Annotated in this window: 15 protein-coding genes; 11 read left to right on the forward strand and 4 right to left on the reverse strand. The window is 67.3% G+C overall.

Annotated elements, in window-relative coordinates:
• The first annotated feature begins 23 nt into the window (after positions 1-23).
• Both ACAW63_RS06005 and ACAW63_RS06010 read left to right on the forward strand, forming a co-directional pair.
• Positions 24-986: a GTP-binding protein gene (locus tag ACAW63_RS06005; protein ID WP_371232373.1), complete on the forward strand. Its 963-nt coding sequence runs from the start codon at positions 24-26 to the stop codon at positions 984-986.
• Between the two features lie 85 nt (positions 987-1,071).
• Entirely contained in the window at positions 1,072-2,091 is a 1,020-nt protein-coding gene (locus tag ACAW63_RS06010) for an energy transducer TonB (protein WP_371232375.1), read from the forward strand.
• Positions 2,092-2,174: 83 nt separating this feature from the next.
• On the opposite strand, the gene ACAW63_RS06015 is transcribed toward ACAW63_RS06010, so the two are convergent.
• Both ACAW63_RS06015 and ACAW63_RS06020 read right to left on the reverse strand, forming a co-directional pair.
• Positions 2,175-2,681 (reverse strand): nucleoside 2-deoxyribosyltransferase, encoded by a 507-nt coding sequence (locus ACAW63_RS06015; RefSeq protein ID WP_371232377.1) that lies wholly within the window; start codon positions 2,679-2,681, stop codon positions 2,175-2,177.
• Between the two features lie 2 nt (positions 2,682-2,683).
• A complete protein-coding gene (locus ACAW63_RS06020) occupies positions 2,684-3,766 on the reverse strand; it encodes a calcium:proton antiporter (RefSeq protein ID WP_371232378.1) in 1,083 nt (360 codons plus the stop codon).
• A 151-nt stretch (positions 3,767-3,917) separates the two neighbouring features.
• Here ACAW63_RS06020 and ACAW63_RS06025 point away from each other — a divergent pair, with 151 nt between their 5' ends.
• Positions 3,918-4,868: an adenosine deaminase gene (locus ACAW63_RS06025; protein ID WP_371232379.1), complete on the forward strand. Its 951-nt coding sequence runs from the start codon at positions 3,918-3,920 to the stop codon at positions 4,866-4,868.
• Positions 4,869-4,877: 9 nt separating this feature from the next.
• Here the strand turns inward: ACAW63_RS06025 and ACAW63_RS06030 are convergent, their stop codons facing one another.
• Both ACAW63_RS06030 and ACAW63_RS06035 read right to left on the reverse strand, forming a co-directional pair.
• A complete protein-coding gene (locus tag ACAW63_RS06030) occupies positions 4,878-5,543 on the reverse strand; it encodes an HAD family hydrolase (RefSeq protein ID WP_371232380.1) in 666 nt (221 codons plus the stop codon).
• Between the two features lies 1 nt (position 5,544).
• The gene (locus tag ACAW63_RS06035) at positions 5,545-7,188 is read right to left on the reverse strand and encodes a SulP family inorganic anion transporter (protein WP_371234589.1); all 1,644 of its coding nucleotides are present in this window, start codon (positions 7,186-7,188) and stop codon (positions 5,545-5,547) included.
• 526 nt (positions 7,189-7,714) lie between these two features.
• Between ACAW63_RS06035 and ACAW63_RS06040 the strand changes: the two genes are divergently transcribed.
• The 8 genes from ACAW63_RS06040 (at position 7,715) to ACAW63_RS06075 (ending at position 14,377) form a co-directional block, all read left to right on the forward strand.
• Positions 7,715-8,014, forward strand: a complete 300-nt coding sequence (locus tag ACAW63_RS06040) for an SMR family transporter (RefSeq protein WP_371234591.1) — start codon at positions 7,715-7,717, stop codon at positions 8,012-8,014.
• Positions 8,008-8,337 carry a multidrug/spermidine efflux SMR transporter subunit MdtI gene (mdtI, locus tag ACAW63_RS06045; RefSeq protein WP_371232382.1) on the forward strand — a complete coding sequence of 110 codons (330 nt, stop codon included), beginning with the start codon at positions 8,008-8,010 and terminating at the stop codon, positions 8,335-8,337. The genes ACAW63_RS06040 and mdtI overlap by 7 nt, the downstream gene beginning before the upstream one ends.
• A gap of 234 nt (positions 8,338-8,571) precedes the next feature.
• Positions 8,572-9,192, forward strand: coding sequence for a CDP-alcohol phosphatidyltransferase family protein (locus ACAW63_RS06050; protein ID WP_371232383.1), 621 nt, complete (start codon positions 8,572-8,574; stop codon positions 9,190-9,192).
• A gap of 64 nt (positions 9,193-9,256) precedes the next feature.
• Positions 9,257-11,014, forward strand: coding sequence for a bifunctional alpha/beta hydrolase/class I SAM-dependent methyltransferase (locus ACAW63_RS06055; protein ID WP_371232385.1), 1,758 nt, complete (start codon positions 9,257-9,259; stop codon positions 11,012-11,014).
• Between the two features lie 11 nt (positions 11,015-11,025).
• Positions 11,026-12,366, forward strand: coding sequence for a phosphatase PAP2/dual specificity phosphatase family protein (locus ACAW63_RS06060; RefSeq protein WP_371234593.1), 1,341 nt, complete (start codon positions 11,026-11,028; stop codon positions 12,364-12,366).
• Complete coding sequence (locus ACAW63_RS06065) at positions 12,356-12,802, forward strand: hypothetical protein (protein WP_371232387.1); 447 nt, start codon at positions 12,356-12,358, stop codon at positions 12,800-12,802. The genes ACAW63_RS06060 and ACAW63_RS06065 overlap by 11 nt, the downstream gene beginning before the upstream one ends.
• Positions 12,803-12,816: 14 nt before the next feature.
• Complete coding sequence (locus ACAW63_RS06070) at positions 12,817-13,446, forward strand: lysophospholipid acyltransferase family protein (protein WP_371232388.1); 630 nt, start codon at positions 12,817-12,819, stop codon at positions 13,444-13,446.
• A 1-nt stretch (position 13,447) separates the two neighbouring features.
• Positions 13,448-14,377, forward strand: a complete 930-nt coding sequence (locus ACAW63_RS06075) for a phosphatidate cytidylyltransferase (RefSeq protein ID WP_275609658.1) — start codon at positions 13,448-13,450, stop codon at positions 14,375-14,377.
• Positions 14,378-14,397: the final 20 nt, after the last annotated feature.

Consider the following 14,397-nt stretch of genomic DNA (forward strand, 5'->3'; position numbering starts at 1 on the left):
GCGTCAGGCGGCACCATGGGCGAATGTTGAAGCAGATCCCGACTCATCTCATTGCCGGCTCCCTCGGCGCGGGCAAGACCAGCCTGCTGCGCGACCTGCTGGCCCAACGTCCGGCCCACGAGCGCTGGGCGGTGCTGGTCAACGAATTCGGCCAGGTTGGCCTGGACGCCGCGCTGCTCAGCCGTGACGAGGACGGCGTCGCCCTCGGCGAGGTCGCCGGAGGTTGCCTGTGCTGCGTGAATGGCGCGCCCTTCCAGGTCGGCCTGGGCCGGCTGCTGCGCAAGGCCAGGCCGCAGCGGCTGTTCATCGAACCCTCCGGGCTCGGGCATCCCGCGCAGCTATTGGCGCAACTGCGCGCCGCGCCCTGGCAGGGCGTGCTGGCGGTCCAGCCGCTGGTCATGGTGCTGGACGCCGCGGCGCTGGCTGCCGGGCAGCCGTTGCCCGAGGCCCAGCAGAATGCCTTGGCGCAGGCCGGACTGTTGCTGTTGAACAAGAGCGAAGACCTCGATGACGCGGCCCGCACCGCGCTCCTGGCCGGCTTGCCGGCGTTACCGATGCGCTGGACCACCCAGGGCCGGCTGGCGTTCCCCGAGTTGCCGACCACGCCCCTGACGGAGGCCGCGAGCGAATTGCCGACCCTGCCGAAGGGTGTGGAAGGTGCCGTGCTGCTGCGTCGCGACCAGCCGATGCGGCAGGTGCGTATCGAGGATGGCCGGCAGGCGATCGGCTGGCGCTTTCACCCCGACTGGCGCTTCCGCATTGCCGAACTGGATAACTGGCTCGCCGGTTTACCGGGGCTGCTGCGGGCCAAGGCGGTCCTGCACGGCGAGGCCGGCTGGCTGGCGTGCAACCGCACCGCAGAGGTTGCGCCCTGGACACCCAGCCCCTGGCGGCGCGACAGCCGGATCGAGCTGATCCTGGCGGCGCAAATGGACCCGCAACCGCTCCACGACGCGCTTTTGCGCCATGCCATCGCGCCGTCCTGACGGACGAGGTTGCCCTTGCGGGATTAGTGAATGATAATAATTATCAGAAGTTACTGCTTCCTGAACTCTTTCCGCAGGCTTTCTCATGTCGTTACCCCAACTGCGCGAAGCGGCTGATGACCCTCTCGCCGTGTCCGCCGAGGCCCCGCTGTTCCCTGCAGCCACGGTGGAAGACAGCGCCGTATTGCCCAGCGTGAACGCCCAGCGCGTCAACGAGGCCAACCTGCGCCTGGTCAGTTGCGAGGGGGAACGCCGGGATGTGGACGTAATCCCCGAAGAGGTGCTGATCCCCTACGCCATTCCCGTGGAAGGCGTGGAGGAGGGCGAGGAACCGCCGCGCAGTGGCGGCTGGTGGCGCCCCTCGGGTCTGGCGATCGGCATGCATGCGGCGATAGTCGCCGCGCTGTTCTGGGTCGTCCCTGCGCCGACGGAGCTGAACCTGGGGCAGGGCGAGCTGCCCAAGGCGATGCAGGTCAGCGTCGTCACCCTGCCGCCCAAGCCCGAGCCGGTGCAGCAACCGCCGGCCGCCGCGCCGGTGCCGACGCCGCCCGAACCACCCAAGCCGGTCGAGCCGCCCAAACCGGTGGAAAAGCCCAAGCCCAAACCCAAGCCGGTGGAAAAGGCGATTCCCAAGGTCGCGCCCAAGCCCAAGCCGAAACCCAAGCCCGAGCCTGAAGCGGAATCGGCGCCGGAAACCACCGCGCCGCCGACCCCGGCTGCACCGCCGCCGCCCGCCGCGCCGACCGTTGGCCAGTCCACCCCGGGCGCGCAGTCGGCGCCGACCGGCGCGCAAGGCCCCGCCGGCCTGCCGACCGGCAGCCTCAACGACAGCGACATCAAGCCGTTGCGCATGGATCCGCCGACCTATCCGCGCATGGCGCAGGCGAAGCAGATCGAAGGGCGCGTGAAGGTGCTGTTCACCATCACCAGCGACGGCCGGATCACCGACATCCAGTTCCTTGAGTCCACACCACCGCGCGTGTTCGAGCGCAGCGTGCGCGACGCCATGGAAAGGTGGCGCTTCGAGCCCCGCACACTGGGCGGTCGGATCGTGGCACGCCAGGCGACCAAGGTGTTCAACTTCGAGCTGAAGAAAGGCCGCTGAGGCTCTTCTGACCCAATAGAAAACGCGCCCCAGGGCGCGTTTTCTATTGGCACGGCTCTTCGTAGGAGCGAGCAAGTTCGCTCCTACGAAAGCATCAGCTCCGCACGCAGCAACTCCAGCGCCTCACGCGCCCCACCCACGGCGATCTGCGCCGGCACCCCGAGCATCAGGTTCAGCGGCAGGCCGAAGGCCTCCACCTGGTTGCCCTCGCGGTCGCACTCCGGTTCGTCGCCCTTCCACTCGCACGGCAGGCGCTCGGCGCAACTGCCGCCCTCCTGGATGTAGCCATACAGCGGCTTGCCCAGGGCGGCCGCGTAGCCCAGCTCGAAGGCCGTGCCGCTGTCCGGCTCGGCGCCACGGAAGGGGTTGAGGTTGGCGACTACCGCGTCGGCCTCGGCGATCAGCGCAAGGTTCGCCTGGTAGATCCACAGGGCCTGGTCCCGCGGCCGGTCGATCCCCTCGGGCACCGAGTGGTCCAGCGGATACAGCCCTTGCAGGCCGAACTCGGCGCACAGGGCCTTCAGCCGTTCGCCCTGCTCGAAGGCGTCGGGGCGGAACACGTCGGGGCCGGCGAGGTAGATCTTGAGCATGGTCAGAGTCCCATCAGCGACAACATCAGGAAGGTGGCGAACAGCACGAAGTGGGTCATGCCTTCGATGGCATTGGTCTTGCCGTCATGCAGGTTGAAGCCGGCGACCATCAGGGTGATGAACATCATGCCGGTCTGCAGCGGGGTCATCGCCATCTGGATCGGCTGGCCCTTGAACAGCGCCAGGGCCTCGATCACCGGCACGGTGAGGATCACGGTGGACAGCGAGGCGCCTAGGGCGATGTTGACCACCGGCTGCATGCGGTTGGCCAGGGCTGCGCGCAGCGCGGTGAGGATTTCCGGGCTGGCGGAGATCGCCGCCACCAGCAGCGCCGGCACGATGGGTGGCACGCCGCTGCCTTCCAGGCTGACATCCAGGGCCTTGGACATCACCTCGGCCAGCGCGCCGATCAGCACCACGCCGACCACCAGCAACGCCATGGACTGCTTGCTGCTACCCGCGCTCTCGTGGCTTTCGCCATGCTCGCCGTGGGCGGCGTAGTTGTAGCTGAAGAAGTAGCTGTGCTGGCCGGTCTGCATGCGCAGGAACAAGGCATAGAGCATGACCATGCAACCGATGGTGAAGAAGGAGTAGAGCTTCCACTGCTCGGCGGGGATCAGCTCCGGCACCACCATGGAGATGCCCACGGCGGTGAGGATCATGGTCACGTAGGTCTTGCCCGAGTCGTCGTTGTACGACTGCTCGCCGTGCTTGAGGCCGCCCAGCAGCGCGGCCAGGCCGAGGATGCCGTTCATGTCCAGCATCACCGCGGCGTAGATGGTGTCGCGGGCCAGGGTCGGCGAATGGTTGTGGCCCATCATGATCGCCAGGATCACCACTTCCACCAGCACTGCGGCCAGGGTCAGGATCATGGTGCCGTAGGGCTCGCCGACCTTCTCCGCGAGGATTTCGGCGTGGTGCGCAACGCGCAGCGAGACGCTGATGATCACGGCCAGCAGGACGCTGGCGGTGATCCCGGCGAGCAGCTTGCCGCCGCCCAGCAGTCCATGTTCCAGCGGATACACCGCGGTCGCCACCAGCAGGGCAAGGAGGAGGAATCTTTCGTCTTTGAGCGCGCGCAGCATCGAGGGCTATCCATATCCGGTAGGAGCGAGTGCGCCATCTTAGGCAATGCCCGGAAGGCGCACCAGCGGCCGTCGGCTCACAGCATCTTTGCCAGCAGCCGCGCCCGGGCATGCGATAATTTCCCCGACCGCCTGATCACGAGACCTCACCATGTACGACTGGCTCAATGCCCTGCCCAAGGCCGAACTGCACCTGCACCTGGAGGGTTCGCTGGAGCCCGAGCTGCTCTTCGCCCTGGCTGAGCGCAACAAGGTCGCCCTGCCCTGGGGCGACGTCGAGAGCCTGCGCCAGGCCTACGCGTTCAACAACCTGCAGGAATTCCTCGATCTCTACTACGCCGGCGCCGACGTGCTGCGCACCGAGCAGGACTTCTACGACCTGACCTGGGCCTACCTCGAGAAATGCAAGGCGCAGAACGTCATCCACGTCGAGCCGTTCTTCGACCCGCAGACCCACACCGACCGTGGCATCCCCTTTGAAGTGGTGCTGCGCGGCATCCAGGGCGCGCTCAAGGATGGCGAGAAGCAGCTGGGCATCCGCCACGGGCTGATCCTCAGCTTCCTGCGGCACCTGTCCGAGGAGGAAGCGTTCAAGACCCTGGAGCAGGCCCTGCCGTTCCGCGACGCCTTTATCGCCGTCGGCCTGGACAGCTCCGAGGTCGGCCATCCGCCGAGCAAGTTCCAGCGCGTGTTCGACCGTGCCCGCGCCGAAGGCTTCCTCACCGTGGCCCACGCCGGCGAAGAGGGCCCGCCGGAATACATCTGGGAAGCCCTGGACCTGCTCAAGATCGAGCGCATCGACCACGGCGTGCGCGCCATCGAGGACGAGCGCCTGATGCAGCGCATCATCGACGAGCAGATCCCGCTGACGGTCTGCCCGCTGTCCAACACCAAGCTCTGCGTGTTCGACCACATGCGCGAGCACAACATCCTCGACATGCTCGAACGCGGGGTGAAGGTGACGGTGAACTCGGACGATCCGGCCTACTTCGGCGGCTACGTCACCGAGAACTTCCAGGCGCTGCACGAGCACCTGGGCATGACCAGGGAGCAGGCGCAGCGGCTGGCGCAGAACAGCCTGGATGCGCGGTTGGTGAAGTGATGCGGTTTGTCAGGGAGCGGTGGGCGCCAGCAGGCCCAGGCTGTCCAGCAGGCACTCCAGCTCCCGCATGTCCCGCGCCCGCTCGAACGCTCCGGTCAACCCGCTGAAGTCCAGCTCGCCGAACCCGACCACCCGTGCGCCGGCAGCCAGACCGGCGCGCAGGCCGGGCAGGCTGTCGTCCACCACCAGGCAGCGCTCGGGCGCCACGCCCATCCGCCGGGCGGCGTGGCGGATCAGTTCGGGATCGGGCTTCCAGGCGCCGACTTCGTAGGCGCTGATCACGCGCCCGCGAAAGTCGTCCAACAGCCCCGCGCAATCCAGACTGGTCTCGATCTTTTCGCGCGGGCCGTTGGAGGCCACACACTTCGCCACCCGCAGCCGGCGCACCAGTTCCACCGCGCCGGGCATCGGCTGTAGCCGGGCGCGCAGCCAGGGCAGGCTGCGGTGGCGGTATTCGACGAGGAAGTCGGCGGGCGCCACCTGTGGATAAAGTCGCCCCAGATGCTCCACCACGTCCTGGAAGCGCTCGCCGCGGTAGATCGGCAGGATGGCGTCCAGCGTGGTACGCGCACCACGCTCGTCGAGTAGCCGGACGAGCAGTTCGGCGGACAGCTGCTCGCTGTCCACCAGCGTGCCGTCGCAGTCGAAGATCAGCGCGTCGATCCGCCCCGGCATGTCAGGCCCCGGCCACCGTGGCCGTCAGCGCAGCAGGGAAGTCGTGGTGATAGATGGCCGCACTCGGCACGTCGAGTATCCCGGTCTTGCGCAACTTGCGCAGTACCCGCGAGTTGGCTTCGCACAGGCGCACCTCGATGCCGCGCCGCTGGAGGTCCTCGATCACCTCCCGCAACGTCTGCAGGCCGGTGATATCCATGAAGGGGACCCGGCGCAGGCGGATGATCAGCACCTTCGGGTCGGTGTGGGTCGTGACCAGGGCGCGCTCGAAGGTTTCCGCTGCGCCGAAGAACAGCGGCCCCTCGATGCTGTAGACCAGCACCCCCGGTGGCAGATCCGCCAGCCCTCGGCCGCGCAGTTCCACCTCCAGTTCCGGGCCTTCGTTGGCATGCACTTCCACCGACGACGCCATGCGCCGCATGAAGTGCAGCATGGCGAGGATCACGCCGATGTTCACCGCGATCACCAGGTCGCTGAACACCGTGAGCAGGAAGGTGATCAGCAGGATCGCCACGTCGGCGCGCGGTGCGCGCTTGACCATGAACAGGAAGTGCCGCATCTCGCTCATGTTCCAGGCCACCACGAAGAGAATCGCCGCCAGCGCGCAGAGCGGAATGTTCGAGGCCAGCGGGGCGAGGAACAGCAGGATCAGCACCAGGGTCACGGCATGGGTGACGCCAGCCAGCGGGCTGTTGCCGCCGTTGCGGATGTTGGTGGCGGTGCGGGCGATAGCGCCGGTGGCGGCGAAGCCGCCGAACAGTGGGGTCACCAGGTTGGCGATGCCCTGGCCGATCAGTTCCTGGTTGGAGTCGTGGCGGGTGCCGGCCATGCCGTCGGCCACCACCGCGGAGAGCAGTGACTCGATGGCGCCGAGCATGGCGATGGCGAAGGCCGGACCGATCAGCTCCAGCACGCGCGGCAGGGTCACTTCCGGCAGGCTGAAGCTCGGCAGGCCTTGGGGAATGCCGCCGAAGGCGCTGCCGATGGTGGCCACGCCGGCGAAGTGGAACAGCGACTGGATGGCGGTCACCACCACCATCGCCACCAGCGGGCCGGGGACTCGCTGCAGGGCCTTGATGCGCGGCGTGAAGAGCACCAGCGCCAGGCTCAGCAGCGCCAGCAGGGTGGTCGCGATATGCAGTTGCGGCAGCACCTGCAGCAGGTGCCAGAGCTTCTGGTGGAAGTGTTCGCCGCTGACGGCGGGCAGGCCGAAGAAATCCTTCCACTGGCCGACCCAGATGATCACCCCGATGCCGGCGGTGAAGCCGACGATCACCGGTGCCGGGATGAAGCGGATGATCGCGCCGAGGCGGCTCACACCGAGCAGCACGAGGATGGCGCCGGCCATCAGCGTGGCGATCTGCAGGCCGTCGACGCCGTACTTGGCGGTGATTCCGGCGAGGATGACGATGAAGGCGCCGGTGGGCCCGGCGATCTGCACCCGGCTGCCGCCCAGCAGGGAGACCAGTGCGCCGGCCAGGATCGCCGTATAGATGCCTTGTTCCGGCTTGACCCCGCTGGCGATGGCGAAGGCCATGGCCAGCGGCAGTGCCACCACACCGACTATCACGCCGGCGACCAGGTTGCGTGTCCAGTGCTCACGGCCGAACAGGCCGGCCTTCCAGGCGTCCAGCAGGGCGATCATCGCGGTCTCCGACGGGGTACTGGCTGCAGATACTAACAGGGCGGCGCGCGGGCGGGTGGTGGCGCAGGTCATGGCCGCGGCGTGCTGTCGCAGGTTGAACAGCGTGATCAGAATATTGCACAACCCTGATGGCGCCTGATGTCCGGGTCGCTCCGCAGACGCCTGTATATGGGCGTTCATGATGAGTATCGAGGCCGTCGATTTGCCAGTTGACCGGAAAATTGGCACAATATGTTCATTATGTTGAACATCAAGGCTCTACCTCTTCCCACTTCCCGCCTGGTTTCGCGCGAGCGTTACTGGACCGGCGACCTCTAGCCCCTCCCTTCGGCTGCCACCTGTTGGTGGCGCCAAGCGCGGCGGAACCTCCGCTGCCCGAGTCGGCGCCACCGAACCCGAACCGAAAACCGCCGCAAGGATGCTCTTAGCGAGACTGCGCGCGGCCGCCCGTGGGAGGGCTTGCACCATGCGTTCCTGGATCTATCTGTTTGCCGCCATCGGCTTTGAGGTCGTTGGCACCACTTCGATGAAATTCACCCATGCGCTGTACCCGGTCGCGGGTCTGCTGCTGATGTACCTGATGGTCGGCCTGTCGTACTACTTCCTGTCCCTGGCCATCAAGCATGTACCGGTGGGCGTGGCCTACGCCCTCTGGGAAGGCATCGGCATCGTGCTGATCTCGCTGGTCAGCGCCGCCTGGCTGGGCGAGGACCTGACCCTGGAGAAAGGGCTGGGCCTGGTCGTGATGATCGCCGGCATCCTGCTGGTGAAGTCCGGCACCCGCAAGAACGAGCGTGAGACCGACATGGAGGCCGTAGCATGCTGAACCATGACCTGATTCCGATGGCCTGGCTGGGCCTGGCCATCGTCCTGGAAGTGATCGCCAACCTGCTGCTGAAATACTCCGACGGCTTCCGCAAGCGCATCCTCGGCGTCACCTCGATTCTCTTCGTGCTCGGTGCCTTCACCGCGCTGTCGCAGGCGGTTCGTGGCATCGAGCTGTCGGTGGCCTACGCGGTGTGGGGCGGCTTCGGCATCCTCGCCACCGTGGCCATGGGCTGGGCCCTGTTCGGCCAGCGCCTGTCCTGGCGCGGCTGGCTGGGTCTGGCGATGCTGATCCTGGGCATGGGACTGCTGAAGCTGGCCTGATCAGCCCGTAGTGACGAAAAGGCGGAGTCTCCGAAAGGGGGGGGCTCCGCCTTTTTTCGTGGCGCCGTACTGTCATCGTGCTCGGCGCCGTGGACTGGATCTGTGTCTTTGTAGGTGGGATCGTTCATCTATTGTACTGAGACACTTCCTACAGCTCCGCTTCCACTGTGAGGCTATGCTCGGTGGGTCCACAGGGCTGTGGATAGTTCGTTCCGATCGACGAGAAGGACCTTCATGATCTCCGTCTACCAACTCAAGTCCCGCTTCCAGAACCTCCTGCGTCCCCAGGTGACGCGCCTTCACCAGCGCGGCGTGACGGCCAACCAGGTGACGCTCGCCGCGTGCGGTGCTTCGCTGCTGGTCGCACTGGTCGTAGCGCTGCTCAGTGCCCATGCCTGGGTCTTCCTGCTGATTCCGTTGTGGATGTTCGTGCGCATGGCGCTCAACGCCATGGACGGGATGCTCGCCCGTGAATTCGGCCAGCAGTCGAAGCTGGGCGCCTACCTCAATGAACTGACCGACGTGATCGCCGACAGCGCCCTGTACCTGCCGTTCGCCCTGCTGCCGGGTGTTTCGCCAGGGCTGGTGGTGCTGGTGGTGCTGCTGGCGGTCATCAGCGAATACGCCGGTGTGCTGGGCGTGATGGTCGGTGCCTCGCGTCGCTATGACGGCCCGATGGGCAAGAGCGATCGCGCGCTGTGCTTCGGCCTCTTCGGTGCGGGGCTGGCGATTGGACTGTTGCCGCTGGACTGGCTGAACGACCTGCTGGTGGTGGTGGCGGTGCTGCTGGTCCTGACTATCGTCAATCGCGTGCGCCACGGGCTGTCGGAGCAGCGGGAAAAGTCGGCCGCCTGAGCGCGTCTCACGGCCTGAACGGCGGGGATGGGATCGTCCCCGAAGCCATCGAACAGAGGAAGTCATGCGCGAATCTTCGAATCACCACTTCGTTACCCACGACGGCGTCGAGCTGTTCTATCGCCACTGGCCCGCTGCGCCGGCCGCTGATGCGCCACGCCGCGCGGTACTGCTGTTCCATCGCGGCCACGAGCACTCCGGGCGCATCGCCCACCTGGCCGACGAACTGGACATGCCCGGCTTCGACATCTTCGCCTGGGACGCCCGCGGCCACGGCCAGTCCCCCGGCGCGCGCGGCGACAGCCCGAGCTTCGGCACCAGCGTGCGCGACGTGCAGACCTTCGTCGAGCACATCGCCGCGACCCATGGCATCGCCATCTGCGAGATGGCGGTGGTGGCGCAGAGCGTCGGTGCGGTGCTGGTCTCCACCTGGGTGCACGACTACGCACCGCCGATCCGCAGCCTGGTGCTCGCCTCGCCGGCGTTCAAGGTCAAGCTCTACGTGCCCTTCGCCCGGCCGGGGCTGAAGCTGGCCCGCTGGTGGCGCGGCAACTTCTTCGTCAACAGCTACGTCAAATCCAACTTCCTGACCCACGACCCCGAGCGCATCGCCTCCTTCGACAACGACCCGCTGATCGCCCGGGCCATCTCGGTGAACGTGCTGCTCGGCCTCTATGACGCGGCCGAGCGCGTGGTGGCCGACGCCCAGGCGATAAAGGTGCCGACCCAGCTGCTGATCTCGGGCTCCGACTTCGTGGTGCACCGAAAGCCGCAGCAGCGCTTCTTCGACAACCTCGGTACGGCGCGCAAGGAGCTGCACATCCTGCCCGGCTTCTTCCACGACACCCTCGGCGAGCTGAACCGCGAGCAGGCGGTGGGCCGCGCCCGGCGCTTCATGCTCGAATGCTTCGGCCGCGCGCCGGAGCGCCCCGACCTGCGCGATGCCGACCGTTTCGGTTACACCTGTGCCGAGGCCGAGGCGCTGGCCACGCCGTTGCCGACCTGGTCGATCCGCGACCTCTACTGGCGCGCGACCCGCGCCAACATGCGCCTCGGCCGGCTGTTGTCCGACGGCATCAACCTGGGCTTCCAGACCGGCTTCGACTCGGGCAGCACCCTCGACTACGTCTACCGCAACCAGCCCACCGGCGCTGGCCCCGTGGGTCGCTTGATCGACAGGACCTACCTGGAATCCGCCGGCTGGCGCGGTATCCGCCAGCGCAAGGTGAACATCGAGGAACTGCTGCGCCTGGCCATGGCCGAGCTGCGCAAGCAGGGCCGCGAGGTGCGCATCCTCGACATTGCCGCCGGCCACGGGCGCTATATCCTCGAAGCATTGCAGGGCGTCGAGCCGTTGCCGGAGAGCGTGCTGCTGCGTGACTACAGCGAGCTGAACGTGCGCGAAGGCTCGGCACTGATCGAGCGGCTGGGCCTGAAGGACCGCGCCCGCTTCGTCCAGGGCGACGCCTTCGATGGCGCCGACCTGGCCGCCGTCGAACCCAAACCGAGTCTGGCGGTGGTCTCCGGCCTCTACGAGCTGTTCGCCGACAACGCGATGGTCAGCGGCTCGCTGGCCGGCCTCGGCGAGGCGGTCGAAGAGGGCGGTTACCTGATCTACACCGGCCAGCCCTGGCACCCGCAACTGGAGCTGATCGCCCGCGCCCTGACCAGCCATCGCGCCGGCCAGGCCTGGGTGATGCGCCGGCGCACGCAGCTGGAGATGGATCAGCTGGTGGAGGCCGCCGGCTTCCGCAAGCTGGCCCAGCGCATCGACGAGGACGGCATCTTCACCGTGTCCCTGGCCCGCCGGGAGCGCAGCTGATGGCGGCAGCAATGCCGGCGCGCGATCCCGGCGTGCTGCGCCGGGCGGTGATCTGGCTGGTGTTCCTCGGGCCGTTCTTTTTCGCCAGCTACGGTTTCGCCAACTGGGCAGCGGCGCAGCGCGAGGCGGTCGGCGTATGGGTGTTCGACTGGGAGCGCGGCATGCCGCTGTGGCCCTGGACGATCATCCCGTACTGGTCCATCGACCTGCTCTATGGCCTGTCCTTCCTGCTGCCGCGCACCCGCCGCGAGCTGGACAGCCACGCCCTGCGCCTGCTCAGCGCGCAGGTGATCGCGGTGAGCTGCTTCCTGCTCTTCCCGCTGCGCTTCAGCTTCGAGCGTCCGGCGCTGGAGGGCGTGTTCGGCTGGCTGTTCGACCTGCTGATGGGCTTCGACAAGCCCTTCAACCAGGCGCCTTCGCTGCACATCGCGCTGCTGGTGATCCTCTGGGTCGCCTACGGCCGCTATGCCGGCGGCCTGTGGCGCTGGCTGCTGCACGGCTGGTTCGCGCTGATCGGCCTGTCGGTACTGACCACCTGGCAGCACCACTTCATCGATGTGCCGACCGGCGCGCTGGCCGGCTGGCTGTGTGTCTGGCTGTGGCCGCGCGAGGGCCGCTCGCCCATTGCCGCCTGGAAGTTGAGCGGCGATCCGCGCCGGCTGCGCCTGGCGGCCTTCTACGCCATCGGATCGGCATTGTGCGCGTGGCTGGCATCCGCCGCTGGCGGGGCTTGGCTCTGGCTGTGCTGGCCAGCGGTTTCGCTGGCGCTGGTCGCGCTTTGCTACCTGGGCATCGGCGCGGAGGGCTTCCAGAAGCGCGCGGACGGTCGGCATTCGCTGGCAGTGTCCTGGCTGCTGGCGCCCTATCTGCTGGCCGCCTGGATCAACTCCCGCGCCTGGACGCGCCGCCATCCCCAGCCGGACGAAGTGCTGCCCGGCCTCTGGCTCGGCCGCCTGCCCGGCGCCGCCGATCTGGCAGCAAGGCCGGACCTCGCCGTTCTTGATCTGTGTGCCGAGCTGCCGTGCGCGGCGCACGGCGAAGGCTATGCCACGCTGCCGCTGCTCGATCTGCTGGCGCCCGGTGCCGAAGAGTGCCGGATCGGCGCCGAACTGATCGAGACGTTGCGCCGCCATGGCCCGCTGCTGGTGTGCTGTGCGCTGGGCTATTCGCGCAGTGCCACGGTGGTCGCCGCCTGGCTGCTGATTTCCGGACGCGCCGCCACCGTCGATGACGCCGTGGCGCAGCTGCGCCGGGCGCGCCCGCAGGTGGTGCTCAAGGCCGAACAACTGGCGGTGCTGGCGCAGATCGCCGGCCAGCCGCACGAGCCGCAGGAGGTGAGCCATGTCGGTTGATCCGGGTCTGATCCTGGTTGCCAGCCTGCTGCGCCGTGGCGGCAGCCTCAATGGGCTGTCCTCGGCGCTGACCGTGCTCGCCCTGGCGCTCGGCTTCTACGGTGTGCTGATGGCCAGCGCCACACTGGCGTTCAGCCTGTGCATGGCGCTGCTGGTGCTGCTGGGCCTGGTGCAGAAGTTCTACGCCATGCGCGTGGCGCTGGACGCCGATCTGTTCCAGGCCATGGCGAATGCCGGTGATGCGTTGCCGGAGAAAACCCGTCAGCTGGACGACGCACTCGCCACCTACGCCGGCGTACCTGCGGATAAAGCCGGCCGCCCCTGGAGCGAGCGCAGTCGTGGCGCGCTCGCCCTGTTGCGCCGGCAGGCGCTGTTCTGTGCGGCGCAGTGGCTGCTCGCGCTGCTGTGCCTGATCACCCTGACCTTCCAATCCTGAGGAACGTACCCGGAATGCTGGAACGACTCTTCGCCTACGCCATCATCGCCGGCGCCCGCGCGGTGACCGGCCTGCGCAGCTTGTGGATCGGCACCACGCCGATTCCGGCGCAGCGCATCTACTACGCCAACCACAGCAGCCATGGCGATTTCGTTCTGCTCTGGGCTTCGCTGCCCCCCGAGCTGCGCGCCCGCACCCGGCCGGTGGCCGGCATGGACTACTGGGGCAAGGGCGGCCTGCGTGGCTTCATCATCAATCGCGTGTTCCATGGCGTGCTGATCGACCGCCAGGGCGCGGCCGAAGGCCGCAATCCGCTGGAGCCGGTGGAGCAGGCGCTGGCCGACGGCGACTCGCTGATCCTGTTCCCCGAGGGTACGCGCAACCTCGACGAGGAGGTGCGCCTGCTGCCGTTCAAGAGCGGCATCTATCACCTGTCCAAAAAACATCCAGAGGTGGAGCTGGTGCCGGTGTGGCTCGACAACCTCAACCGTGTGATGCCCAAGGGGCGCGCGCTGCCGTTGCCGCTGCTGTGCACTCTGAGCTTCGGTGCGCCGCTGGCGGTGCAGGAGGGCGAGGGCAAGGAGGCCTTCCTCGAACGCGCCCGCGAGGCGCTGCTCAAGCTCGCTGCGCCGGAGGGCCACTGAGATGAACCAGACCTGGCTACTCTTCGGTGGCATCGGCGCCATCCTCGTTCTCGCTTCGCTGGTCGGCGCGGTGCTGCGCTGGAAGGCGCCGCCTGGACCGCATGCGGTGATCGACAACCTCAACGCGCGGATCAACGCCTGGTGGGTGATGGTCGCGGTGATCGGCGGTGCCTTCGCGCTTGGTCACTGGGCGGTGATCCTGTTGTTCTACGGCGTGTCCTTCTATGCCTTGCGCGAGTTCCTCACGCTGATGCCGACCCGCCGCAGCGACTACCCGGCGCTGGTGGCGGCGTTCTACTTCGTGCTGCCGATGCAGTACCTGCTGATCGGCATCCAGTGGTACGGGCTGTTCTCCATCTTCATCCCGGTCTACATGTTCCTCCTGCTGCCGATCCTCGCCTCGCTGGGCGGCGACTCCAAGCATTTCCTCGAACGTGCCTCGAAGGTGCAGTGGGGGCTGATGCTGGCGGTGTTCTGCATATCCTTCGTGCCGGCGCTGCTGACGCTGGACATCGCCGGCTACGAGGGCCGCAACCTGCTGCTGATCGCCTTCCTGGTGATCGTCGTGCAGCTCTCGGACGTGTTGCAGTACGTCTGCGGCAAGCTGTTCGGCAAGCGCAAGATCGCGCCGAACCTGTCGCCGTCCAAGACCGTGGAAGGCTTCGTCGGCGGCGTGGCGCTGGCTACCCTGGTCGGCGGCGCATTGTGGTGGATCACGCCGTTCAAGCCCTGGCAGGCGCTGCTGATCGCGTTGATGATCAACATCCTCGGCTTCTTCGGCGGGCTGGTGATGTCGGCGATCAAGCGCGACCGGGGCGTGAAGGACTGGGGCCATATGATCGAAGGCCACGGCGGCATGCTCGACCGCCTGGATTCGGTGTGCTTCGCGGCGCCGGTGTTCTTCCACTTCGTGCGCTACTGGTGGACCTGACGAGCGGCAGGCCAGACAGG

The sequence above is a fragment of the Pseudomonas sp. QE6 genome, assembly GCF_041379005.1.
Classification (GTDB): Bacteria; Pseudomonadota; Gammaproteobacteria; order Pseudomonadales; family Pseudomonadaceae; genus Pseudomonas.

Coding starts and splice junctions, on each gene's coding strand:
- ACAW63_RS06065 (WP_371232387.1), top strand. CDS start 12,356: ATGTCGGTTGATCCGGGTCTGATCCTGGTTGCCAGCCTGCTGCGCCGT.
- ACAW63_RS06010 (WP_371232375.1), top strand. CDS start 1,072: ATGTCGTTACCCCAACTGCGCGAAGCGGCTGATGACCCTCTCGCCGTG.
- ACAW63_RS06035 (WP_371234589.1), bottom strand. CDS start 7,188: ATGATCGCCCTGCTGGACGCCTGGAAGGCCGGCCTGTTCGGCCGTGAG.
- mdtI (WP_371232382.1), top strand. CDS start 8,008: ATGCTGAACCATGACCTGATTCCGATGGCCTGGCTGGGCCTGGCCATC.
- ACAW63_RS06005 (WP_371232373.1), top strand. CDS start 24: ATGTTGAAGCAGATCCCGACTCATCTCATTGCCGGCTCCCTCGGCGCG.
- ACAW63_RS06020 (WP_371232378.1), bottom strand. CDS start 3,766: ATGCTGCGCGCGCTCAAAGACGAAAGATTCCTCCTCCTTGCCCTGCTG.
- ACAW63_RS06060 (WP_371234593.1), top strand. CDS start 11,026: ATGCCGGCGCGCGATCCCGGCGTGCTGCGCCGGGCGGTGATCTGGCTG.
- ACAW63_RS06030 (WP_371232380.1), bottom strand. CDS start 5,543: ATGCCGGGGCGGATCGACGCGCTGATCTTCGACTGCGACGGCACGCTG.
- ACAW63_RS06055 (WP_371232385.1), top strand. CDS start 9,257: ATGCGCGAATCTTCGAATCACCACTTCGTTACCCACGACGGCGTCGAG.
- ACAW63_RS06075 (WP_275609658.1), top strand. CDS start 13,448: ATGAACCAGACCTGGCTACTCTTCGGTGGCATCGGCGCCATCCTCGTT.
- ACAW63_RS06040 (WP_371234591.1), top strand. CDS start 7,715: ATGAAATTCACCCATGCGCTGTACCCGGTCGCGGGTCTGCTGCTGATG.
- ACAW63_RS06015 (WP_371232377.1), bottom strand. CDS start 2,681: ATGCTCAAGATCTACCTCGCCGGCCCCGACGTGTTCCGCCCCGACGCC.
- ACAW63_RS06050 (WP_371232383.1), top strand. CDS start 8,572: ATGATCTCCGTCTACCAACTCAAGTCCCGCTTCCAGAACCTCCTGCGT.
- ACAW63_RS06025 (WP_371232379.1), top strand. CDS start 3,918: ATGTACGACTGGCTCAATGCCCTGCCCAAGGCCGAACTGCACCTGCAC.
- ACAW63_RS06070 (WP_371232388.1), top strand. CDS start 12,817: ATGCTGGAACGACTCTTCGCCTACGCCATCATCGCCGGCGCCCGCGCG.